21 protein-coding genes and 1 pseudogene are annotated in these 21,920 nt (G+C 72.6%); 7 read left to right on the plus strand and 15 right to left on the minus strand.

The window, feature by feature from the left end; all coding sequences use genetic code 11:
* Positions 1-35: 35 nt before the first annotated feature.
* The 12 genes and pseudogenes from ACQP0N_RS26445 to ACQP0N_RS26500 form a co-directional block, all read right to left on the minus strand.
* Positions 36-1,501 (minus strand): annotated as a pseudogene (locus tag ACQP0N_RS26445) (amidase).
* Positions 1,502-1,872: 371 nt separating this feature from the next.
* The gene (locus ACQP0N_RS26450) at positions 1,873-2,880 is read right to left on the minus strand and encodes an amidohydrolase family protein (protein ID WP_433114937.1); all 1,008 of its coding nucleotides are present in this window, start codon (positions 2,878-2,880) and stop codon (positions 1,873-1,875) included.
* Positions 2,880-3,404, minus strand: a complete 525-nt coding sequence (locus tag ACQP0N_RS26455; RefSeq protein ID WP_355052291.1) for a 3-hydroxyanthranilate 3,4-dioxygenase — start codon at positions 3,402-3,404, stop codon at positions 2,880-2,882. The genes ACQP0N_RS26450 and ACQP0N_RS26455 overlap by 1 nt, the downstream gene beginning before the upstream one ends.
* The gene (locus ACQP0N_RS26460) at positions 3,401-3,823 is read right to left on the minus strand and encodes a RidA family protein (protein WP_433114940.1); all 423 of its coding nucleotides are present in this window, start codon (positions 3,821-3,823) and stop codon (positions 3,401-3,403) included. The genes ACQP0N_RS26455 and ACQP0N_RS26460 overlap by 4 nt, the downstream gene beginning before the upstream one ends.
* A complete protein-coding gene (locus tag ACQP0N_RS26465) occupies positions 3,820-4,593 on the minus strand; it encodes a 2-keto-4-pentenoate hydratase (RefSeq protein ID WP_433114942.1) in 774 nt (257 codons plus the stop codon). The genes ACQP0N_RS26460 and ACQP0N_RS26465 overlap by 4 nt, the downstream gene beginning before the upstream one ends.
* On the minus strand, positions 4,590-5,648 hold the full coding sequence (gene dmpG / locus ACQP0N_RS26470) for a 4-hydroxy-2-oxovalerate aldolase (protein ID WP_433114944.1): 1,059 nt from the start codon (positions 5,646-5,648) through the stop codon (positions 4,590-4,592). The genes ACQP0N_RS26465 and dmpG overlap by 4 nt, the downstream gene beginning before the upstream one ends.
* Positions 5,645-6,577 carry an acetaldehyde dehydrogenase (acetylating) gene (locus ACQP0N_RS26475; protein WP_433114946.1) on the minus strand — a complete coding sequence of 311 codons (933 nt, stop codon included), beginning with the start codon at positions 6,575-6,577 and terminating at the stop codon, positions 5,645-5,647. Before ACQP0N_RS26475 ends, dmpG begins: the two co-directional genes overlap by 4 nt.
* The gene (locus tag ACQP0N_RS26480) at positions 6,574-7,371 is read right to left on the minus strand and encodes a 2-keto-4-pentenoate hydratase (protein WP_433114948.1); all 798 of its coding nucleotides are present in this window, start codon (positions 7,369-7,371) and stop codon (positions 6,574-6,576) included. The genes ACQP0N_RS26475 and ACQP0N_RS26480 overlap by 4 nt, the downstream gene beginning before the upstream one ends.
* Positions 7,372-7,385: 14 nt before the next feature.
* Complete coding sequence (locus ACQP0N_RS26485) at positions 7,386-8,867, minus strand: 2-hydroxymuconic semialdehyde dehydrogenase (protein ID WP_355052326.1); 1,482 nt, start codon at positions 8,865-8,867, stop codon at positions 7,386-7,388.
* Between the two features lie 23 nt (positions 8,868-8,890).
* The gene (locus ACQP0N_RS26490) at positions 8,891-10,228 is read right to left on the minus strand and encodes an FAD-dependent oxidoreductase (protein WP_355052285.1); all 1,338 of its coding nucleotides are present in this window, start codon (positions 10,226-10,228) and stop codon (positions 8,891-8,893) included.
* Positions 10,225-11,505, minus strand: coding sequence for a kynureninase (gene kynU / locus ACQP0N_RS26495; RefSeq protein ID WP_433114951.1), 1,281 nt, complete (start codon positions 11,503-11,505; stop codon positions 10,225-10,227). The genes ACQP0N_RS26490 and kynU overlap by 4 nt, the downstream gene beginning before the upstream one ends.
* Before the next feature lie 14 nt (positions 11,506-11,519).
* A complete protein-coding gene (locus ACQP0N_RS26500; protein ID WP_433114953.1) occupies positions 11,520-12,422 on the minus strand; it encodes a tryptophan 2,3-dioxygenase in 903 nt (300 codons plus the stop codon).
* A 146-nt stretch (positions 12,423-12,568) separates the two neighbouring features.
* Here ACQP0N_RS26500 and ACQP0N_RS26505 point away from each other — a divergent pair, with 146 nt between their 5' ends.
* The 3 genes from ACQP0N_RS26505 (at position 12,569) to ACQP0N_RS26515 (ending at position 14,813) form a co-directional block, all read left to right on the plus strand.
* Positions 12,569-13,006, plus strand: coding sequence for an Lrp/AsnC family transcriptional regulator (locus tag ACQP0N_RS26505; RefSeq protein WP_433114954.1), 438 nt, complete (start codon positions 12,569-12,571; stop codon positions 13,004-13,006).
* A gap of 373 nt (positions 13,007-13,379) precedes the next feature.
* The gene (locus tag ACQP0N_RS26510; protein ID WP_355052325.1) at positions 13,380-13,853 is read left to right on the plus strand and encodes a hypothetical protein; all 474 of its coding nucleotides are present in this window, start codon (positions 13,380-13,382) and stop codon (positions 13,851-13,853) included.
* A gap of 183 nt (positions 13,854-14,036) precedes the next feature.
* A complete protein-coding gene (locus tag ACQP0N_RS26515; protein WP_433121828.1) occupies positions 14,037-14,813 on the plus strand; it encodes a class F sortase in 777 nt (258 codons plus the stop codon).
* Here ACQP0N_RS26515 and ACQP0N_RS26520 read toward each other — a convergent pair.
* Positions 14,759-15,538, minus strand: coding sequence for a TioE family transcriptional regulator (locus ACQP0N_RS26520; RefSeq protein ID WP_433114956.1), 780 nt, complete (start codon positions 15,536-15,538; stop codon positions 14,759-14,761). The genes ACQP0N_RS26515 and ACQP0N_RS26520 overlap by 55 nt on opposite strands.
* 54 nt (positions 15,539-15,592) lie before the next feature.
* On the opposite strand from ACQP0N_RS26520, the gene ACQP0N_RS26525 reads away from it, so the two are divergent.
* On the plus strand, positions 15,593-17,179 hold the full coding sequence (locus ACQP0N_RS26525; RefSeq protein ID WP_433114958.1) for a DUF6194 family protein: 1,587 nt from the start codon (positions 15,593-15,595) through the stop codon (positions 17,177-17,179).
* A 104-nt stretch (positions 17,180-17,283) separates the two neighbouring features.
* Here ACQP0N_RS26525 and ACQP0N_RS26530 read toward each other — a convergent pair whose 3' ends face one another.
* Positions 17,284-17,820: an HNH endonuclease gene (locus tag ACQP0N_RS26530; protein ID WP_074313833.1), complete on the minus strand. Its 537-nt coding sequence runs from the start codon at positions 17,818-17,820 to the stop codon at positions 17,284-17,286.
* 267 nt (positions 17,821-18,087) lie between these two features.
* Between ACQP0N_RS26530 and ACQP0N_RS26535 the strand changes: the two genes are divergently transcribed.
* The 3 genes from ACQP0N_RS26535 (at position 18,088) to ACQP0N_RS26545 (ending at position 21,259) form a co-directional block, all read left to right on the plus strand.
* Positions 18,088-19,146, plus strand: coding sequence for a mechanosensitive ion channel family protein (locus ACQP0N_RS26535; RefSeq protein ID WP_433121830.1), 1,059 nt, complete (start codon positions 18,088-18,090; stop codon positions 19,144-19,146).
* A gap of 238 nt (positions 19,147-19,384) precedes the next feature.
* The gene (locus ACQP0N_RS26540) at positions 19,385-20,761 is read left to right on the plus strand and encodes an MFS transporter (RefSeq protein ID WP_433114960.1); all 1,377 of its coding nucleotides are present in this window, start codon (positions 19,385-19,387) and stop codon (positions 20,759-20,761) included.
* Between the two features lie 66 nt (positions 20,762-20,827).
* A complete protein-coding gene (locus ACQP0N_RS26545; protein ID WP_355052277.1) occupies positions 20,828-21,259 on the plus strand; it encodes a globin in 432 nt (143 codons plus the stop codon).
* A gap of 27 nt (positions 21,260-21,286) precedes the next feature.
* Here ACQP0N_RS26545 and ACQP0N_RS26550 read toward each other — a convergent pair whose 3' ends face one another.
* Positions 21,287-21,871 carry a YbjN domain-containing protein gene (locus ACQP0N_RS26550; RefSeq protein ID WP_355052276.1) on the minus strand — a complete coding sequence of 195 codons (585 nt, stop codon included), beginning with the start codon at positions 21,869-21,871 and terminating at the stop codon, positions 21,287-21,289.
* Between the last annotated feature and the right edge of the window lie 49 nt (positions 21,872-21,920).

A 21,920-nucleotide genomic window follows, 5' to 3' on the forward strand; every position in this document is an offset into this window, starting at 1 on the left:
AAGAAGGACCTCGAACAAGCGGGTCGGATGGACGATCATGATGGCGACCGGCCAACTCCGTCGCCATTCACGTTAGCGGAGTCGACGGCCCGCCAGATTGCGGGGTGCCGATCCCATCCGTCACTGGCGTGCTCCAGTTGCGCAGCGGTAGCGATGAGCCGCGCGTCGTCGCCGTATCGGCCGGTGAGCAGCACCCCGACGGGCAGCCCGTCGGTGGTCGTGGTGCCCAGGGGCAGGGAGACCGAGGGGTCGCCGGTGACGTTGAAGATGGCGCAGTAGGGCGAGAAGCGGCGCTGCCGGTCGAAATCGGCCGCCGGGTCGCCGTCGGCGGTGAACCAGCCGACGGGCGCCTGCGGGGCGGCCAGAGTGGGGCAGAGCAGGAGGTCGCAGTCGGCGGTGCGGGCCGCGCCGAGGCGTACCTGCGCCTGTAGTTCCCCGAGGGTCGCGGACAGTGTCCCCGCGGACACCTCGGCGCCCCGGGCGCGGAGCAGCCGGGTCAGCGGCAGCAACTCCGGCTCGCGCTGCGCCGGGACCGGTGCGAGCGCGAGGACGTACCAGATGATCTCGAACAGCGGCCACACCGCCGGCGTGAGCGGCGGCGGCACCTCGACCACCTCGTGGCCGGCGGCGGCGAGCAGCGCGGCGGCGGAGTCGACGGCCGCGACGCAGTCGGGGTGCACCGGCTCGTCGGCGAGCATGGGCGTGGTGAACCGGCCGATCCGCAGGCGGCCGGGCTCGGCCCGGCGGGCGGCGGCCAGGTATCCGCCGGGCGGCGCGGGCGGCGACAGGTAGGGCTCGCCGGGCACCGGGACGGCCATGACGTCGAGCAGCGCGGCGATGTCGGCCACCGTCCGCCCGATCGGCCCGCTGGTGGGCAGCCCGAACGCGCCGGAGCCGAGCGGCCCGCCGGAGACCAGGCCACGGCTGGGCTTGTAGCCGATCAGGCCGCAGAGCGACGCCGGGATGCGCAGCGAGCCGCCGCCGTCGGACCCCTGGGCGACGGGCACGAGGCCGGCCGCGACCGCCGCCGCCGCGCCGCCACTGGAACCACCGGCGGTGTACGCCAACTGCCACGGATTGCGGGCCGGCGGCGCGACGCGGCCCTCCGAGTAGAGCGAGCAGCCCAGCTCCGAGGTGGTCGTCTTGCCGAGGCTGACGAGGCCGGCGGCCTTGATGAACCGGACCACGTCGGCGTCGACCGGCGGGACGAAGTCGGCGAAGGCGGCCGACCCGAAGGTGGTGCGTACCCCGGCGGTGAGGGTGAGGTCCTTGATGGCGGTCGGTACGCCGTGCAGCGGCCCGCGCGCCCGCGCCGGCGCGGCGTCGGCGGCGCGAGCGGCGGCGAGGGCCAGCTCGGGGTGACCGTGACGAACGCGCCCACGGTGTCGCCGAGCGCCGCCACCCGGCGCAGGGAGTGCTCGACCAGCTCGACGCTGGACAGCTCGCCGCGGGCGATGGCGGCGGCCTGTTCCAGCGCGGTCAGGTCGTGCGGCTCGGCCATGTCCTCATCCTGCCCGCTGGGAGCGGCTGTCGGCGGGTCGACACGGCGGTCGCCCTTCGCGGCGGAGGCTGCTGCTCCCGATACCGACCCGGCCGTGTCGGGAGGCAACCCCCTCACCGGTCGCCCGCTCGTCCGCCCGGCGGCGGGCCGACTACTGCCGGCGTCCTTTGCTCTGCTTCAACGGAGGCAACACCGGCGGCGGGTCGACTCCTGCCGGCGGCCTTTGCTCTGCTTCAACGGAGGCAACAGCCGATGTCCGTTTATCGGACACGTGGTGTTGCGTGGGTTGAAGCAGAGCAAAGGCAACAGAACAGGGTCCGTCGGCCCGTCGCGGCCGTCCGTCGTGCGGGGGCACCACCGGGGGTACGCCGTCAGCGCCGCCCGTGCAGGAAGCGCAGGGCGTTCGTGGATCGGAGCTTGTCGCGCTGGGCGTCGGTGAGGAAGTCGGCCGCGTCGACCACCGCGCCGACGGGCCGCTCCCCCAGCGGGTACGGGTAGTCGCTGCCGACCAGCACGCGGTCCTCCCCCAGCGTGTCGACCAGCAGCCGCAGCGCCGGCGGCGTGAAGACCACCGAGTCGACGCTGAACCGGTCGACGTAGCTGCTCGGCGGGGCGGCGGACGCGCCCCGGACCAGGTCGCCACGGCGGTGCCAGGCGTTGTCGGCGCGGCCTAGCCAGAAGGGGAAGCTGCCCCCGCCGTGCGCGAAGCAGATCCGCAGCGTCTCGGGCACCCGGTCGAAGACGCCGCCCAGGATCATCGCGAGCACCGACAGGTGCGTCTCGGCGGGCATGCCCGTGAGCCAGCGGGCCATCCAGCGGTCCAGCCGGGGGCTGCCGGGCATGTCCCAGGGGTGGACGAAGACCGGGGCGCCCACCTCGGCGCAGTGCTGCAGGAACGTCACCACCCCGGCGTCGTCCAGGTCCCGGTCGCCGACGTGGTTGCCGATCTCCACGCCCACGTGCCCGGCGGCGAGGCTGCGGTCCAGCTCGGCGCAGGCGGCGTCCGGGTCCTGTAGGGGCACCTGGCAGAACGGCACCAGCCGGTCACCGCCGGCCGCGGTGACCTCCAGGGTCAGGTCGTTGAAGATCCGGGCGACCTTGACGGCCTGGTCGGCCGGACGGTCGTAGCTGAAGAAGACCGGCGTCGGCGACACCACCTGCACGGCGACACCGTCGGCGTCCATGTCGGCCAGTCGGCGCGACGCGTCCCAGCACTCGGCGCCGATCGGCCGGAACTCCGTCTCCCCCACCATGATCATGGCGGCGCGCTCGGAGTCCACCCGCAACCACGGCCAGCCGGACCCGCCGCACGCCGCGCCGAGGTCCGGCCACCCCTTGGGTACGACGTGCGTGTGCACGTCGACCACATCAGCGGGCATCAGCCCTTGCCCGGGTGCAGGGTGCCGCAGTTCGCGCAGGTACGCGCCGACTCGTCCGCGTAGAACGCCTGGAACACCGGCGGCAGGTCGGCCGCGATGTCGCGGACCTGCAACTCCACCTCGTGCACCTTGTGCCCGCACTCCGGGCAGTACCACTGGAACGTCTCCAGCGTGCCCTCCTCGCGGACCCGCTCCACGACCACACCGATCGAGCCGGCCTCCGGCCGCTGCGGCGAGTGCGGGGTGTTGCGCGGCAGCATCCACATCTGACCCTCGCGCACGTGCACCGTACGCGGACCCTGCGGGGTCATCAGGTTGATGTGCATGTTGCCCTTGACCTGGTAGAAGAACTCCTCGTACGGGTCCACGTGGAAGTCGGTGCGCTGGTTGGGGCCGCCCACCACCATCACGATGAAGTCGTCCCCGCCGGGGAACATCTCCTTGTTGCCCACCGGAGGCTTCAGCAGGTGCTGGTTCTCCGCGATCCAGCCGGGAAAGCTGAACGGTTCGGCGATCTCACTCACGACTGACCTCCCGAGGGAAGAAGGGCCACGGCCTGGATCTCGATGAGCAGGTGCGGGTGCGGCAGCTGGTGCACCGCCACCGTCGTACGGGTCGGGCCGGACGCGTCGAAGAACTCCGCCCAGACCTCGTTGTAGCCACCGAAGTCGTTCATGTTGACCAGGTACGACGTCACCTGGACGAGGTCGGTGAGGTCCGCGCCGACCGACCGCAGCAGGTCGCCGATGTTCTCGATGACGGCCCGCGTCTGCGCCCGGATGTCCAGGTTCGTGGTGCCGAACTCGTCCACCTGGACGCCGGCGAAGCTGTTGTCCGGCCGCCGGGACGACGTACCGGAGACGAAGACGAACCCGCCCGCCACCTTGACGTGCGGAAAGGCCCCCCGAGGGACGGCCTTGCCGGCGACGACGACCCCGCTCACGACGACGCCCGCAGAGACGCGGTGCCGAGCTTCTCGACGACCGCGCGGACGTGCGCGCCCGGGCGCAGCGGGACGGCGGCGGTGGCCGCGCCGGCCAGGAACACCCAGCCCGACTCCAGTCGCACCCCGTGCCGGCCCGCCAGTCGGATGCCCTCGTCGAGCGCGCGGCGCGGATCGCCGAGGATCGCCGCCGTCGAGCCGACCTGCGCCACCCGGCCGTCGACCTCCAGCAGCACGCCCAGGTTGTCCAGGCCCGCCGGCACCGGGGACCACGGGCCGATCACGAACGCGGCGGCCGAGGTGTTGTCCGCGATGACGTCCGGCAACGAGAAGCGGAAGTCCGCGTACCGGGAGTCGATCAGCTCGATGGCCGGCGCGGCCGCGCGCACCGCCGTGGCGAAGTCGCCGACCGGCTCACCCGGCTCGGGCAGCCGGTCCAGCAGGAACGCCACCTCCGGCTCGACCCGGGGATGGATGTACGCGGCCGGGTCGACCGCGCCACCGTCGGGCACCCGCATCGCGTCGGTGAGCCGTCCCCAGATCACCTCGTCCACGCCGACCTGGGCCATCTTCGCCTTGCTGGTGAGCCCCATCTTCAGCCCGACCAGCCGCTCGCCGCGCTCCAGCCGGCGCTGCACCAGCGCGGCCTGCACGGCGTACGCGCCGTCCACGTCGAGGCCGGTCTCGGCGGCGAGCTGCGGGATCGCGGTGGCCGTGTCGGCCGCCGCGCCCAACTTCTCGGCGATCCCCGCGATGTCCGGTCCGATCATGATTGCTGCTCCTTGCCGGCCAGGTCGAGTGCGACGTCGACGATCATGTCCTCCTGGCCGCCGACCATCCGACGTCGGCCCAACTCGACCAGGATCGAGCGCACATCCACGCCGTACTTCGCCGAGGCCCGCTCGGCGTGCCGCAGGAAGCTGGAGTAGACCCCGGCGTACCCGAGGGAGAGCGTCTCCCGGTCCACCTGGACGGGCCGGTCCTGCAACGGGCGGACGATGTCGTCGGCGGCGTCCATCAGCGCGAACACGTCACAGCCGTGCTTCCAGCCGTGCAGTTCGGCGACCGCCACGAAGACCTCCAGCGGCGCGTTGCCGGCGCCCGCGCCCATCCCGGCCAGGGAGGCGTCGACGCGGACGGTCCGACCCGACGGCGACCCGAGTGGACCGTCACCGAGGACCCGGCCGTGCTCCACGGCGAGCACGCTGTTGGCAACGCCGAGGGACAGGTTGTGGTGCGCGTGGATGCCGATCTGCGTCTCCGGGTCGAGGACCTGCCGGTACGCGTCGACCCGCTGCGCCACGTCGGACATCAGCAGCCGGCCGCCGGAGTCGGTGACGTAGACGCAGTGCGCCCCGTACGACTCCATGAGTTTGGCCTGCCCGGCCAGCCCGGCCGGATCGTTCATGTGCGACATCATCAGGAACCCGGCCACGTCCATGCCGTTCTCCCGGGCCCAGGAGATGTGCTGGGCGGAGATGTCCGCCTCCGTGCAGTGGGTGGCGATGCGGACGCTCGTCACCCCGAGCGCCTGGGCGGCCTTCAGGTCGGCGATCGTGCCGATGCCGGGCAGCAGCAGGGTAGTCAGCTTCGCCGAGGTCAGCACCTCGGCGGCCGCGGAGATCCACTCGGCGTCGCTGGCCGCTCCGTGGCCGTAGTTGACGCTGGATCCGGCGAGCCCGTCGCCGTGCGCGACCTCGATGGCGGCCACCCCGGCGGCGTCCAGCGCGGCGGCGATCGTGCGTACCTGCTCGACCGTGTAGCGGTGGGCGATGGCGTGCATGCCGTCGCGCAGGGTCACGTCCTGGATGTACAGGTCGGTCATGCCACCGCTCCCGTCGCGCGCAGGGCCACCAGCCGCTCGGCGGTCCGCAGCGCGGCCGACGTCATGATGTCCAGGTTCCCGGCGTACGCCGGGAGGTAGTGGCCCGCGCCGGAGACCTCCAGGAAGACCGACACCTGCAGGGCGGTGAGCTGCCGTCCGAGCGACGGCAGGTACGCCTGCACCCGGTCGAACTGCACGTCCTGCTTGAGCCGGTAGCCGGGGACGTACTCCTGCACCCTCGCCACCATGTCGCTGACCGAGGCGGCGATGGCGGCGCGGTCGGCGTCGGCGTCCGGGCAGAGGCAGTAGACGGTGTCCCGCATGAGCAGCGGCGGGTCCGCCGGGTTCAGCACGATGATGGCCTTGCCCCGCTCGGCCCCGCCGACCACCTCGATGGCTCGCGCCGTGGTCTCGGTGAACTCGTCGATGTTGGCCCGGGTGCCCGGCCCCGCCGACTTCGAGGCGATCGACGCGACGATTTCCCCGTACGCCACCGGGGTGACCCGACCGACGGCGGCGACGATCGGCACGGTCGCCTGGCCGCCGCAGGTCACCATGTTGACGTTCGGCTCGTGCAGGTGCTCGTCGAGGTTGACCGGCGGCACCACGTACGGGCCGATCGCGGCCGGGGTCAGGTCGACCACGGTGCGGCCGTGCGCCCGGAGCACCTCGTCGTGACGGCGGTGCGCGCCGGCCGAGGTGGCGTCGAAGACCAGTTCGACGTCGGCGAACTCGGGCATCGCGACGAGGCCGTCCACACCGTCGGCGGTGGTGGCGACGCCGAGGCGACGGGCCCGCGCCAGGCCGTCGGAGGCCGGATCGATACCGGCCATCGCCACCATCCGCAGGCTGTCACTCAGCCGAAGAACCTTGATCATCAGGTCGGTCCCGATGTTTCCGGAACCGAGCACCGCCACACCGGTGGTCATGCGGACACCCCCTTGCTGAAGCAGGTGCGCACCGAGCCGAGCCCGGAGATCCGGGCCTCGTACGCGGCCCCGGGGGTGACCGGGACCATCGGGCCGAGCGCCCCGGAGAGCACCACGTCACCGGCGCGCAGCGGGTCACCGGCCCGGGCGAGGGTGGCCGCCAGCCAGTGCAGGGCGTGCAGCGGGTTCCCGAGGCAGGCCGCGCCCGCGCCCACCGAGACCGGCTCACCGGCGTGCTCCAGCACCATCCCGCACAGTCGCAGGTCGACGTCGGCGAGCCGCCGGGGCGTGGTGCCCAGCACGAACAGCCCGCTGGAGGCGTTGTCGGCGATCGTGTCCACGATGGAGATGTCCCAGCCGGCGACCCGTGAGTCGACGATCTCGATGGCGGGCAGCACGTGGTCGACCGCGCGGATCAGGTCGACCGTGGTGATCCGCTCCTCGGCGAGGTCGCCGCCGAGCACGAACGCGATCTCCGCCTCGACCCGCGGCTGGAGCAGCCGGTCGATCGGCACCTCGACGCCGTCGCCGACGGCCATCTCGTCGGTCAGCATCCCGAAGTCCGGCTGGAACACCCCGAAGGTCTCCTGCACCGCCCGGGAGGTCAGCCCGATCTTCGCGCCGACGCGGCGCTCGCCCCGGCCCTGCCAGGCCCGCGTCTGCAACTGCTGCACGCGGTACGCGGACTCGACGTCCCCCTCCGGCAGCAACCGGCCGCGCAGCGGCGGGCACGGCTTGCCGCTGCTGCGGGCCTCGGCCAGTTCCCGGTTGGCGGCCTCGATGTCGGCTTCCACGTTCACTCCCCCGGTCACGACAGGTCCACGCAGACGTTTGTGAGTTCGGAGTAGAAGTCCAGCGAGTGCACGCCGCCCTCCCGACCGATGCCGGACGCCTTCACCCCGCCGAACGGGGTTCGCAGGTCCCGCAGGAACCAGGTGTTGACCCAGACGATGCCGGCGTCCAGCCGCGCCCCGGCCCGGTGCGCCACACCGACGTCCCGGGTCCACACCGTCGCCGCCAGGCCGTAGTCGGTGCCGTTGGCCAGGGCGTACGCCTCGTCCTCGGTGTCGAACGGCGCGACGTGCACCACCGGGCCGAAGATCTCCTCCCGGTTGGTGCGGGCGTCCGCGCCGAGGCCGGCGAGCACCGTGGGCTGCACGTACGAGCCGCCGTCCCGGGCGTCGCCGAAGGTGGGCGTACCGCCGCCGGTCAGCACCTCGGCGCCCTCGGACCGGGCCAGGTCGTACGCGCCGAGCACCTTGGCCCGGTGCTGCGGTGAGATGAGCGGCATGGTGGCCGTGGCCTCGTCGGTCGGCCAGCCGTACGCCAGCTCGCCGGCCCGCTTCGCCAGCCGGGCGGTGAACTCCTCGAAGACCGGCCGCTGCACGTAGATGCGTTCGGTGCAGAGGCACACCTGACCGCCGTTGGTGAAGCTGGACCGCACCGAGCCGGCGATCGCCGCGTCCAGGTCGGCGTCGGCGAAGACCAGGCCGGCGTTCTTGCCGCCCAGCTCGAAGCTGACCGCCTTCACCCCGTCGGCGGCGGCCCGCATGATCGCGCCGCCGGTGGCCGACTCGCCCGTGAAGGTGATCGCGTCCACGCCCGGGTGGCGGGTCAGGAACTCCCCCGCCGAGTCCGGACCGAAGCCGTGCACGAGGTTGAACACACCCTCGGGTACGCCAGCAGCGGCCATCACCTCGGCCAGCACCGTCGCCGAGGCGGGTGTCTCCTCGCTGGGCTTGACCACCACGGCGTTGCCGCAGGCGAGCGCCGGGGCGACCTTCCAGGTGAGCAGCAGCAGCGGCAGGTTCCACGGCACGATGACCGCGACCACGCCGACCGGCTTGCGGACCGCGTAGTTGAGGGCCCGGCCGCCGGTCGGGGTGACCGTGGTGAACGACTCGGTGGGTGCGGTCGCCACGATCTCGGCGAACGCCCGGAAGTTCGCCGCGCCGCGCGGGATGTCCAGCGTACGGGCCTGGGCGATGGACTTGCCGGTGTCGGCGACCTCGGCGGTGACCAGGTCGTCGAAGCGGCGTTCCAGCTCGTCGGCGACCCGACGCAGCACCTCGGCGCGCTCGCGCTCGCCCATCCGGCCCCACGGCCCGCGCAGGGCCGCGCGGGCGGCGGCGACCGCGTCGTCCACGGTGGACCGTGACGCCTCGGCCACCTCGAAGACCGGCTCGCCGGTCACCGGGCTGACCTTGGTGAACGTCGACCCCGCGTCGACGAACTCGCCGCCCACGAAGTTGCGCAGCCGTGGCAGCCCGGCCGGCGCGTGGCCGGTCATCAACGTCGGGTCCCAGAGGTTCGTCACGCGCGCCTCCCTCGGTTGAGCACCGCCGTGATCGCACCGGCCAGCAGCAGCGCCGCCCCACCGGCGACCGCGCCGAGCACCCGGTGCTGCCGGCGCACCCGGCGGCGCACCTCGGCGTACGGGGTGGTGGAGAAGGACACCAGCTCGTACTGCGAAACGTACCGGCCGGGCAGGGCCCGTTCCAGCGCGTGCTCCACCCGCCGTCGTGCCTGGAAGACCGGGGACGCGACCTTGTCCCGCATCTCCACGAAGTTGGTCAACGCCATCTGCGCGATGGCCTCGGCGTTCTCCTGCCGGCGGCGCTGGAACAACGGCAGCGCCGCCGTCCACTCGTCGGCGCACTCGTCGAGGCAGCGGTCCAGCTCGACGACGTCCTCGAAGGCGCAGTTCGCGCCCTGGCCGTAGAACGGCACGATGGCGTGCGCGGCATCGCCGATCAGGCCGACCGTACCGTTGACCTGCCAGGGCGTGCTGCGGACCGTGCCCAGCACACCCACCGGGTTGTGCTGGTAGTCGTCCACCAGGGCCGGGGCCAGGGGAACCACGTCCGGGTACCGCTCGGCGAAGTGCGCCCGGATCGCGGCCGGATTGTCCAGGGCGGCGAAGCTGCCGGCCCCCTCGTTGGGCCAGAACAGCGTGCAGGTGAACGAGCGGTCCGGGTTCGGCAGCGCGATCATCATCGACGTGCCGCGCGGCCAGATGTGCAGGGCGTCCGGGTCGAGGGCGAAGTCCCCGCCCAGCGGCGGGATCGTCAGCTCCTTGTAGCCGTAGTCGAGGAAGTCCACGCTCTCGCTCAGCAGCCCGTGCGCCAGGAGCTGCCCGCGTACGGCGGAGCCCGCGCCGTCCGCGCCCAGCACCACGGACGCCTTGGCGGCGACCGGGCCCTGCGGGGTGTCGAAGCTCAACGAGCCGTCGGTCGGGTCGAGCCCGACGAGACGGTGGTCGAAGACGACCCGTACCCCGGGCAGCGCGGTTGCGGCGTCCAGCAGGGCGTTGTTCAGCGCGCCCCGGCTGATCGAGTTGATCGCCCGGTCGCCGGCCGCGCTGTACGACTGGAACTGCGGCTCCCCCTCGACCGGGTGGATCATCCGGCCGCGCATCGGCAGCGCGTCGGCCATCACCTGTTCGGCCAGGCCGATCCGGCGCAGCGCGTCCAGCCCGCGCTCGGAGAGCGCCAGGTTGATCGAACGCCCGCGCTCGGCCGTGCCGGTGCGCGGGTCCGGCCGCCGCTCGTACAGGGCCACCGGGTAACCCCGCCGGGCCAGGAAGCAGGCGGCCAGGCACCCGGCCAGGCCGGCGCCGATGATCGCGACCTCGTCGCGCCGGGCCGTCACGGGTTCACCTGCCCCACGGTCGCGGCCAGTGCGGCGGCGGCCCGCCAACAGTCGAGGTACGTCGAGTAGAGCGGCACCGGGGCGAAACGGACCACGTCCGGCTCCCGGGCGTCGGCGATGATGCCGTGTTCGTACCGTAGGCGTTTGGTCAGCTCGGCGGCGCTGCCGGCGCCGATGCGGACCGAGAGCTGGCAGCCCCGCCGCGCCGGGTCGCGCGGGGTGACCACCCGCAGCGGCCGGTCGACGGTGACCTCGTCGAGCAGCGACTCCAGCCAGCCGGTGAGGCGCAGGCTGCGGGCGCGCAGCGCCGGCATGCCGACCGCGTCGAACACCTCCAGCGAGGTACGCACCGGACCCATCGCGAAGATCGGCGGGTTGGAGATCTGCCACGCCTCCACGGTGGACGGTGGGCGGGACACCGGCGTCATCTCGAACCGGGTGGCCGCCGCGGTGCTCCACCAGCCCTCGAAGCGCGGCAGGTCCTCATCGCCGAGGTGGCGCTCGTGCACGAAGACGCCGGCCAACGCCCCGGGACCGGAGTTCAGGTACTTGTACGAGCACCAGGCCGCGAAGTCGACGTCCCAGTCGTGCAACGCGAGGGGCACGTTGCCGACCGCGTGGGCGAGATCCCAGCCGACCACCGCGCCGGCCGCGCGGCCGGCGGCCGTGATCGCCGGGATGTCCAGCAGCTCACCGGTGAGGTAGTTGACGCCGCCGAGGAGGACCAGCGCGACCCGGTCGCCCTCGGCGGCCAGGTAGTCGGTGACGTCCTCGGTGCGCAGCGCGTCCTCGCCGGGGCGGGGGCGCAGCCGGACCACCGTGTCGTCCGGGTCCAGGCCGTGGAACCTCGCCTGGCTGCGCACCGCGTAACTGTCCGAGGGGAAGGCGCTGTCCTCGATGACGATGCGGGTACGCGCGCCGGCCGGGCGGTAGAAGCTGACCATCAGCAGGTGCAGGTTGACGGTGAGCGAGTTCATCACCACGGCCTCCGCGGGCCGGGCGCCGACCAGTCGGGCGGCCGGGCCCGTCAACAGCTCGTGGTACGGCAACCAGGCGCGCTCGGCCTCCAGGTGCCCCTCGACGCCGAGCCGCCCCCAGGCGTCCAGGTCGGCGAGGAGCTCGTCGCGGGTGGCGCGGGGTTGCAGACCGAGCGAGTTGCCGGCCAGGTACGCCGATTCGGGGTGGTCGCCGCCGTCGGCGGGCGGCACGTGGAAGAGGTGCCGGTGACCCGGGTCGGCCTCGTCGAGGCGGTACGCCTCGTCAACAGGAATGTGCATGTCTCGCTCTCCGGTCACATCGCGGTGCGGGCCGACCACAGCTCCGGGAAGACCACCCGGGCCATGCTCCGTTGCAGCCACGCCAGGCCGGCGGAACCGCCGCTGCCGACCTTCGCGCCCATCGTCCGCTGCACCGCCTTGACGTGGTTCCAGCGCCAGTCGCCGAACTCCTCGGCGACACCGCTGAGCGCCTCGCCGAGCAGCCGCAGGTGGTTGTCGGGGCCGTTCTCGGCGTAGATCCGCACCCAGGCGGCCTCGACCTGCGGCTGCGGGTCGTGTTCGACCGCCACGTCGCGGTCCAGCACGTCGGCCGGGATGTCGAAGCCGCGCCGGGCCAACAGCGCGACGACGTCGTCCCAGAGGCTCGGGGCGGCCATCGCCGCGCTGAGGGCGGCGTGCACCTCGGCCTGCCGACGGAACGGGCGGATCAGCGCCGGGTCGCGCAGCCCGAGCAGGAACTCGAGGTGCCGGTACATGGCGGACTGGAAGCCGCTGCCCTCGCCGAGCAGGTTGCGGAACCGGTTGAAGTCGGCCGGGGTCATCCAGCGCAGTCCCTGCCAGGCGGCGTTCAACCCCTCCAGGTGCAGGGTGGCCCGGCGCAGCGGGGCCAGCGCGTCCCAGATCCGGTCGGCGCGCAGCAGTCGCTGGGTCTCGCGCAGTTCGTGACAGGTCAGTCCGAAGTACAGCTCCATGATCTGACTGACCATGAGGAACGACATCTCGCCGGGGTCGTCACTGAGAGGTTGCTGCAACTGGTGCAGCGCGCTGGCCCGCACGTACGCGTCGTACGGCACCAGGTCGGCGAACTCGAGAGTCGGCTCACCGCCGTTGCGTGCGGCGCGTGCCGCCCGTTGTCGCGGGGTCACCGGTCGCACCGTGGCGACGCGGTTCGAGGCCCGCCGCTCCGTCGATTCCACCAGTCGTCTCCCTTCCCCGAACTGCCGACGTCATGATCTCGCGGTGGGATCGGCGTACGGAATGCCGGATCAACGGGACTTGCCGTCCTGACCTGACGAACGGAAGGCAGCTAGGCGAATCCGGTTCACGAAAGTAAGGTGCGAGCGTGGACGACATGGACTGGGCGCTGCTGCGCGAGTTGCAGGCCGACGCCCGGCTCTCCTTCAGCGAGTTGTCCCGCCGGGTGCACCTGTCCCCACCGGCGGTCGCCGAGCGGGTCCGCCGGCTCGAGGAGACCGGCGTGATCACCGGCTACCACGCCCACGTCGACCTGACCCGGGCCGGCCGTACGGTGGTCGCCCTGATCCGGATGTCCTGCTACGGGTCGCGGTGCATCCTGCACGACCCGGAGGTGTCCCACTGGCCGGAGATCCTGGAGATCCACCGGATCACCGGTGACGCGTGCAGCATGCTCAAGGTGGCCGCCGGCTCGATCGGGGACTTCGAAACCGTCATCGACCGCCTGGCCCCGTACGGCCAACCATCGAGCACCATGGTCCTGTCCTCCCCCCTCCCCTGGCACCCCATAACCCCCCACCCCTAACCCCCCTCCCCCCCGCGCCCCCCGCGCCCGCCCCCTCTCCGCGCCGATCTTGCACTTTCGGTCGCCGAAATACGAGGAATGCCCGGGTATGCGGCGACAGAAAGCGCAAGATCGCGGGACCCCAGGCGTTGGCTCGGGGTCGATCATGGAGTTGTGGTGGGTAGATGGTGCTCAGATGCGCCTTTTGCGGGGCACCACAACTCCGTGATCGACGCGTGGGAGGGGCGGGGGCGGGTGGGGGTGGGGTTTGCCTTTGGGGTGGGGGGAAAGCAGCGCGCGTGCCCAGGGGAGGGTTCCGGCGGTCGTCGCCGGTTGGGGGGAAATCATGCAGGGTCTTCGCACGATCAACCGCGCGCTCTCGTCCGCTCTGACACTGGTCGGACTCATCGGGGCGTTCGTCCTGCTGTCGGTCACGCCGGCCCACGCGGGTGAGAACACCTTCGTCGAAGTGACACCGAACAGCGTCCCGGCGGGCAGCCGGGTCACGATCCGCGCGAGCTGCGACAACAACAACGACCGGCAGGCGAACGTACGCTCCGACGCGTTCGGGCACGTCATGCTCAGGCCGGACAACGGCTTCCTCAAGGGGGAGGTCACCGTTCCGGGCAACAAGGAGCCCGGTGACTACCAGGTCGACCTGCGTTGCCAGAACAACCAGACCGCGCAGACGATGCTGACCGTGCTCAACATGGCCTCGCCCAGCAAGGGGCCGGCGACGGGGGGCGGCGGCACCGCCGGCGGCCGGGGAACCGGCTCGGTCCTGGTCCTCGGTGGCGTGGCGCTGGTGGCCGCCGCGGTCGCGCTCGGCATGATGGGCGGTCGGCGTCGGCCCGGAGCCGGCTCCTGACCCGGAGCTGCCATGACCCGCAGATCCGCGCGTACGCGGCCGGACGGCCCTGCCCACTCCACGCGGCCGGATGGCCCGGCCCGCTCCGCGCGGTCGGACCGTTCGGCCCGCTCGACGCGGTCGGACCGTTCGGCCCGCTCGACGCGGCCGGACCGTTCGGCCCGCGTTCGGGCCGCGAGGACGCTGCGCGCCACCGGTCGGCTGGTGGCCCGGGCCTCGGGCCGGCTGCGGCGGGTCGCCGGGCAGGCGGTCTCCGCCAGTGTCGCCACCACCGACCCGGACGCGCGCCCGCTGCCGCCACGCCGTCCGGGCGGGCCGCCGTTGGCCCGCCGTCGGCTGGGCGGCGACGGGCCGGGGTTGCCGGTCCTGGTCATCGCCACGCTGATGGTGCTGATCGTGGCGATGCTCGGCGTCGAACGGGTGACCGGGGTGAGTCTGCTGCCGGACCGGATCAGCGCGGGCCTGCGGCCGCCGCCGAAGAAGTTCCCGGTGCTGCCGGCCAGCCCGCCGACCACCCTCGCCATCGACACGATCGACCTGCGGGCGCCGCTGCACGACGTGGGCATCGCCCCGGACGGCACCATCGCCGTGCCCGACGTGGCCCGCGCCCAGGAGGCCGGCTGGTACGACCAGGGCCCCACCCCGGGGCAGTACGGGCCGGCGGTGATCGTCGGGCACGTGGACACGACCACCGGGCCGGCCGTGTTCCACCGGCTCCGGGAACTGCGCTCCGGCGACCGGGTCGACATCACCCGCGCCGACGGTCGGGTGGCGGTCTTCGAGGTGGATTCGGTGGAGCGGTTCAGCAAGGAACGGCTACCGGTGGACGAGGTGTACGGCGACTTCAGCCGTCCCAGCCTGCGACTGATCACCTGCGGTGGCCGGTGGGTGGGTGGTGAGACCGGTTACTCGGACAACCTGGTGGTCTTCGCCTCGCTGGTCGAGGCCCGTGGCGGGTGACCTCCCGCGCCGTCGTCGAGGTACGCGGCGAGCCGGGCGGCTGCGGTGAGCATGGCCCGGCCGCGCTCGGTGAGCCGTCCGCGCCACTGGGCCAGCGACGCGGCCAGTGGTTCGGCACCGCCGGCGTCCCGTACGCGACGCAGCACGTCGGCGATGTGGCTCAGCCGGTACCCGCCCCGGCGCAGCAGGTGGGCGAGTTCGGCGTCCCGGACGTCGTCGGGCGAGTAGACGCGATGGCGGGTGACCCGGTCACGCTCCGGTCGCAGGATTCCGGCCGACTCCCACTTGCGCAGCGTCGCCGGTCGTACGCCGAGCCGATGCGCGAGCGCGCTGATCGGTACGGCCCGCCGGGTCTGCGGCGCGGGCTTCGTGGCGGTGAGCGTGCTGACCGCCACCTCGACCGCGTCCAGGGTCTCCCGGTCGCGTCGTAGCAGGCCGTGGCCGTCATCGATCGCCCGCAAGGCGGTGTCGAGCTCGCCCCGGTTGACGGCGCGCATGATGTCGCCGCCGGCCGCGTGACCGTGGCCCGCGACGAGGGCGAGGTAGGCGTCCAGTGCCCGGGCGTGCGTCTCGGTGAACCGGCGGTACCCGCTGGCGGTGCGCTCGGCCGGCGGCAGCACACCGTCGCGTTCGTAGTTGCGGACGGCCTGCGCCGACAGCCCGTGCCGCCGCGCGAGGTCGATCGGCCGGCGTACCCCCGGGTTTGAGGGTTTTGGGGTGACCACCGTGCTCCCCTGCTCTGAAGTCTCAACCGCTGGTTCAACGATACGGTCGATGCAATGACCACTCTTCTCGACCTGCTCGGCGGCTCACCGACCCTGCTCGCGATCGGCGAGCCGACGCATGGTGAATCCGCCTTCCTCCAGATCCGCAACGAGGCCTTCCTGACGCTGGCCGAGCACGGCTACCGCTCCATCGCCGTGGAGAGCGACCGGGCCGCCGGGTTGCTCGCCGACGAGTTCGTAAACGGCGGAGGCGTGCCGCTGGACCGCGCGCTCGCCGAGGGGCTCAGTCACGGCTTCGGCGCCGCCCCGGCCAACCGTGACCTGCTGCTGCGTATGCGGGAGTGGAACGACGGACGACCCACCGGGCAGCGCCTGCGGTTCCACGGTTTCGACGCGCCGCTGGAGATCGAGGGCGCCCCGAGCCCGCGCCGACACCTGACGTTCGTGTGCGACTTTCTCGGCCTGGACCGGTCGGCGGAGATCGACGACCTGGTCGGGGACGAGGCCCGGTGGAGTGACACGGCCGCCGTGTGGGAGCCGGGCCGGTCGGTCGGACGCTCGACGGACGCCCAGCGGCTGCGGGTTCTCGCCGACGACCTGCTGACCGAGCTGTATCTCCAGGCGCACCGCCGGTCCGCGGGCTGGCGGGCGGCCCACGTGCACGCCACGTCCGCGGTCGCGTTGCTGCGGTACCACGCCACCGCGGCGGCCGACCTCGCGCAGGAGGAACGGTTCGCGCGCCTGGCCGGCGTCCGGGACGCGCTGATGGCCGAGAACCTGCTCGCGATCCGGGCGGTCGAGGCCGATCGGGGACCGACGCTGGTCTTCGCGCACAACACGCACCTGCAACGCCATCCGGCCACCATGACGATCGGTGGCGCGACGGTGTCGTGGGCCGGCGCCGGCGCGATCGTCGGGGCGCTGCTGGGTGAGCGGTACGCGGTGGTGGTCGGCGCCCTCGGCGCGAGTCCCGCGCTCGGCATCGACGCGCCCGCCGCGTCGACCTACGAGGGTCGGCTCCAGCAGCGGGGCGACCTCCCCGGGTACGTCCCGACGGCCGACGTCGCGCCGGCCGAGCGCAGGACGCACGACTACCGCTACGTCCCGCTGGACCAGGCGACCATCGACAACGCCGACGCGGTGCTGCACATCCCGACCGGCGTCGACGCGGCCGTGCTCGCCGAGCGGATCGGCGCGCTGCCCGGCGTCGAACAGGTGGTGGCGAGCGCGGAGAACGGGTCACCGGAGGCCGCGTGGGGTGACCGCTTCTTCCACGTCGGGCCGGACCGCCGCCAACCGTTCGCCACCATCGTCGAACACGACGTGCCCGACTTCGACGAGGCCGGGCAGCTCGACCGCCCCGGCGTCTTCCGGCTGAACCTGGAGCTGGGCCGGACCGAGTTCGAAAGGGCGTTCGGCTTCGCGCCGGCAGCCTTCGAGGAGCACCGGGACGACTTCGACTACGCCCGGCTGGACACCCTCACGCCGCACCCGGGCTACGCGCTGTACGGATTCGCCAGCATCGTGATGCCGGGTCCGCAGATGCTGCCCGAGGTCGACCGGCTCCTCGCGATCGCGCACCGGCGGGCGGTCGACCGGCACGAGCGCGCGTCGCGTCGGGCCGCCGACCAGCAGGACTGAGCCCAGGCCGCTCGAACCAGACACGGAGCGCCCGACGCCGGGCCCCGGAAGGCCGTCCTGGGCCGCGGGGCGCGCGGGTGCGGCCGGGCCCGCACGGGTACGGGTCAGGCTGCCGCTTCGGGCTCGCGCAGGTCGAGCCAGTCGGCCCAGCGCGGGTCCGGAGCGCGGTGCCCGAGGACCCGCCACGCGGTGCCCTTCGGCGCGGCCGGCAGGGCGTGCAGCCGCCAACCCAGCTCGGCCGGGGTCTTGTCGCCCTTGGTGTGGTTGCACCGCGCGCACGCGGCGACCACGTTCTCCCAGGCGTGCCGGCCGCCCCGGCTACGCGGGAAGACGTGGTCGATGGTCTCGGCCGGGCCCCGGCAGTAGGCGCACCGCCAACCGTCCCGGGCGAAGATCGCCCGGCGGGACAGCCCGACGTGGGTGCGGTAGGGCACCCGGACGAAGCGGGTCAGCCGCACGACCGACGGCACCGGCAGCGCGTCCCGGGCGCTGTGCAGGATGCCGTCGCCGTCGGCGACGCAGACGGCCTTGGCCGAGAGGACGAGGATCGCGGCGCGACGCACCGACACGACACACAGCGGCTCGTAGGTGGCGTTGAGAACCAGCGCGCCGGAGCCCACCGTGGGTCGTATGTCAGGCATCGCGATCACCCTCCCGGTTCAGCGGCTGCTGCGAACCCGCCGCCGACCGGAGTTGGGCACGAGGGCCCGCACCGTCGACGCCCGTTCGATCACCGACGTCCGTTGCGCCAATAGTCCCTGATCGGACCCCGGATTGCACGTACTAATCCGGGGTCGGATGTGAAGCTCTTTTCCGCACCTGTCACGATGGCCGGTTCGCCCCGGTCCGACCCGGCGCTCGGGCGCATCTCACCCGGCTGGTGGGTCGGCGGCGGCCGGTCCGAGGTGTTGCGGTACGAAGACAGGGTGAGTGCCGCCAGCGTGACGCCCCTTGCCCTGCCCGACGCCGTCTCGGTGAACTGTCAGGGCAGCACATCCTGCGAGTGGATCTACGGGATCACCCGCTCGGCGTGGTTCGCCGAGGGCAGCTACTGGATCCTGCTCAAGCCACTGCGGGTCCTACTGATCGTCGTGCTGGCGATGGTGGCCCGTTGGGCGCTGCACCGCACGATCAACCGGCTGGTCCGGACGACCACCGACGGCGCGGTGCCGACGATGCTGCGCCCGCTGCGCGAGCGGGTGCCCACGGCGGCGGTCGACCCAGCCGAGTTCGTGCCGGAGCGGCGGCGGCAGCGGGCCGAGGCGATCGGCTCGGTGCTGCGCAGCCTGACCACGGCGTTCGTCTTCGGCATCGCACTGTTGATGATCCTGCGCGAGTTCAGCTTCGACCTGGCGCCACTGCTGGCCAGCGCCGGCATCGCCGGCGTCGCGCTGGGCTTCGGCGCGCAGAGTCTGGTCAAGGACCTGATCGCCGGTCTCTTCATGCTCATCGAGGACCAGTACGGCGTGGGCGACAACGTCGACCTCGGCGAGGCGACGGGCGTCGTGGAGTCGGTCGGGCTGCGCGTCACCACGGTCCGGGACGGACGTGGCGTGCTCTGGTACATCCGCAACGGCGAGATCATCCGGGTGGGCAACAAGAGCCAGGGCTGGGCGCTGGTGGTGGTGGACCTGCCGATCGGCTTCAGCGGTACGGAGGAGGCCAGCGCGGTGCTGCGTACGGCCGCCGCGTCGGTGGCGGTGGACCCGGACCTGTCGCCGGAGATCGTGGAGGCGCCGGAGGTGCTGGGCGTCGAGCAGATGACGGTGGACGGCGCCGTGATCCGGACGGTGGTCAAGACGACCGCCGACGGCCAGTTCGCGGTGGCCCGGGAACTGCGGCGCAGGCTGGCGGAGGCGTTGGAGAACTCGGGGATCACCGCGCAGATCGCCGCCGCCCGCATCTATCCCGGTGTGCCGAGCCGGCCCCTGCCGGAGGGTGAGACCGGTCAGGGTGGCGCCACCTGACCCGGTGGCACTGACCGGCAATCCAGGGGTCGCGGTCCGCCCGGCCCCTGGAGTATCGTCCGTTCGTTCAGTCGGGGATGCGACGAACGATCCGTTCGCCCTAGCTAGTCGTCGGACGATCGGGCAGAATCCCGAAGCACGCGTTCCCGCTGGAGCGCGGTCACGTCCTCGCTGATCCGACAGATCTGACGAGTGTTCCCGGCCCGGCGGCCACAAGCAGCCGTGCCCCGGGGGCCCGATGGAGGCGACGGTGCCCGACGAGCGACCTTCCGCGGAAGGTCCGGCCACTTTTCGCGAAGTGTTTGCCCAACGTGAATTCCGGGCTGTCTTCACCGCCGGGTCGCTGTCCTGGGTCGGTGACTACGTCGCCAAGGCCGCCGTGACCCTCCTCGTCTACCAGCAGACCAGGTCCGTCGCGCTCTCCGCCGCCGCGTTCGCGGTGAGCTACCTACCGTGGCTGCTCGGTGGTCCGCTGCTCGCCGCGCTGGCCGAGCGGCACCCGTACCGGCGGGTGATGGTGGCGTGTGACGTCATCCGGATGGTGCTGATGGTGCTCATCGCCCTCCCTGGTCTGCCGGTCCCGGTCGTGCTGATGCTCCTCTTCGCCACCACGCTGGCCAACCCGCCCAGCCAGGCGGCGAAGTCGGCGCTGATGGCGCGGATCCTCACCGGAGACCGGCTGGTGGTCGGACTCTCGTTGAACGGCAGCGTCGCGCAGACCGCGCAGGTCGTCGGCTATCTGTTCGGCGCCGCCGTCGCCTCGATCGATCCGACCGTCGCGCTGCTGTTCAACGCCGCGACCTTCGGCCTCTCGGCGCTGCTGCTGCGCTTCGGCGTCCAGAATCACGCCGCGATGGCCACCGCGCACCGCGGCCACCTGCTGCGGGAGACCGCCGAGGGCTTCGGGATCGTCTTCCGTACGCCGGTGTTGCGGGCCATCGCGGTGCTGGTGTTCAGCGCGATGCTCTTCTCGATCGTCCCGGAAGGGCTGGCCGCCGCCTGGGCCAACGAGGACGCCAGGAGCGGCATGGCCGCCGGTACCGCGCAGGCCGTCATCATGGGCGCCAGTCCGGTGGGCTTCATCCTCGGCGGGCTGCTGGTGAGCCGGTTGTGCGGCCCGGCCCGCCGGTTGGCGCTGATGCGCCCGCTCGCGGTGCTCGCCCCGCTGGCGCTGGTGCCCGCGCTGTTCGATCCGCCACCGCTGGTGGTGGCGCTGCTGGCCGCCCTGTGCGGCTTCGCGGTCGCCGGCATGCTCCCGATGGCCAACGGGCTGTTCGTCCAGGCCCTGCCGGACGGGTTCCGGGCTCGCGCGTTCGGCGTGATGGCCACCGGCGTGCAGGTCATCCAGGGCGTCGCCGTGCTGGTCACCGGGTTGCTCGCCGAACGGTTCCCCCTCCCGGTGGTGGTCGGCCTCTGGAGCGCCGCCGGGGTGCTGCTGATGGCTGTCGCCACCCTGCGCTGGCCGAGCCGGCAGACGGTGGAGGAGGCGGTGGCGGCAGCCACGGCCGCCAACGTCGCGCAGGCCCGCGCGGTGGGCGATGTCGCCGTCAACGGGACGACGGCGCTCACCGACCCCCGGGCAACCGGAGGCCACCGTCGGCACGCGGTCACGTGATCCACAGGGTGAGCCGACGCACGGCCTCCGGGTCGGGTCCACGGCCGGCGCACCTGGCAGGATGGAATGGTGAACCCCGCAGGTGAATCCGACCGTCCCGACGCGTCGATGACGCTCTTCGAAGCGGTCGGCGGCGAGCCCACCTTCCGCAGGCTCGTGGACGAGTTCTACGTCGGCGTCGCCAGCGACCCGCTGCTGCGACCCATGTACCCGGAGGAGGACCTGGGCCCGGCGGCCGACCGGTTGACCCTGTTCCTGATGCAGTACTGGGGTGGGCCGAACACGTACTCCGCGCAGCGCGGTCACCCACGACTGCGGATGCGGCACGCCCCGTTCCGGATCGGTGTGGCCGAGCGGGACGCCTGGCTGCGGCACATGCGCCAGGCGGTGGACCGGCTCGACCTGGAACCGCCGCTCGCCGTCGCCCTCTGGGACTACCTGGAGCGGGCCGCGTACTTCATGGTCAACGCCATGGAGGACCCGGCCGAGCGCGCCTGACGGCGCGCACCGGGCGTGCGGGCCGTCTCAGAGCAGGGCGCCCTCGTCGTGCAGCCAGTCCACGAAGCTGGTGGCCACGGCCGCGCCGCAGTCGAGCATCTCGACCAGCAGCGCGTCGTGCGTACCGGCGCCGAGGGGGACCTGCAGCTCGGCGTAGATCGGTAGCTGCCCGCGCTCGGTCGGATCGCCGATGTACGCCTTGCAGAAGCGGCGGGTGTGGTTCCACTCGTTGACCACCCGGTAGGCCCGGTCGGCCCAGTCCGGCGGGACCGTGGCGTGCGGGCGGGCCCGCATCACCAGGATCTCGTCCTCCGGACCCTCGAGGGTCACCAGCACGGCGTGGCGCTCCCACATGGCCAGCAGGTTGCCGTCACCGTCGGCCAGGTAACGCACGTCGAGCAGGTCGAGTGCGTCACAGACCCGGCGCAGGCTCACCGGCTCGATGGTGGCCGCCATCTCGGCCAGTACGGGTCGGTCGCTGCCCGGGCAGTCGTCCCCCGGCTGGCGAGGACTCGGCGGCCCGACCCGGACCGCGCTCTCCACTGTGATCCCGCTTCGGGTTTCCGGATCACCGCCGTCGGCGGGACCGGGGCGCCATGACCACCACGGCATCGCTCGTCGCACCTCACTCCCCAGCGGATCCAGACGCCTACGGTGCGTT

The sequence above is a fragment of the Micromonospora sp. CA-246542 genome (assembly GCF_050942905.1).
Taxonomy (GTDB): domain Bacteria; phylum Actinomycetota; class Actinomycetes; order Mycobacteriales; family Micromonosporaceae; genus Micromonospora.

Coding starts and splice junctions, on each gene's coding strand:
- ACQP0N_RS26465 (WP_433114942.1), bottom strand. CDS start 4,593: ATGATCGGACCGGACATCGCGGGGATCGCCGAGAAGTTGGGCGCGGCG.
- ACQP0N_RS26540 (WP_433114960.1), top strand. CDS start 19,385: ATGGAGGCGACGGTGCCCGACGAGCGACCTTCCGCGGAAGGTCCGGCC.
- ACQP0N_RS26530 (WP_074313833.1), bottom strand. CDS start 17,820: ATGCCTGACATACGACCCACGGTGGGCTCCGGCGCGCTGGTTCTCAAC.
- kynU (WP_433114951.1), bottom strand. CDS start 11,505: ATGCACATTCCTGTTGACGAGGCGTACCGCCTCGACGAGGCCGACCCG.
- dmpG (WP_433114944.1), bottom strand. CDS start 5,648: ATGACCGACCTGTACATCCAGGACGTGACCCTGCGCGACGGCATGCAC.
- ACQP0N_RS26485 (WP_355052326.1), bottom strand. CDS start 8,867: ATGACCGGCCACGCGCCGGCCGGGCTGCCACGGCTGCGCAACTTCGTG.
- ACQP0N_RS26475 (WP_433114946.1), bottom strand. CDS start 6,577: ATGACCACCGGTGTGGCGGTGCTCGGTTCCGGAAACATCGGGACCGAC.
- ACQP0N_RS26545 (WP_355052277.1), top strand. CDS start 20,828: ATGGTGAACCCCGCAGGTGAATCCGACCGTCCCGACGCGTCGATGACG.
- ACQP0N_RS26550 (WP_355052276.1), bottom strand. CDS start 21,871: ATGCCGTGGTGGTCATGGCGCCCCGGTCCCGCCGACGGCGGTGATCCG.
- ACQP0N_RS26525 (WP_433114958.1), top strand. CDS start 15,593: ATGACCACTCTTCTCGACCTGCTCGGCGGCTCACCGACCCTGCTCGCG.
- ACQP0N_RS26450 (WP_433114937.1), bottom strand. CDS start 2,880: ATGCCCGCTGATGTGGTCGACGTGCACACGCACGTCGTACCCAAGGGG.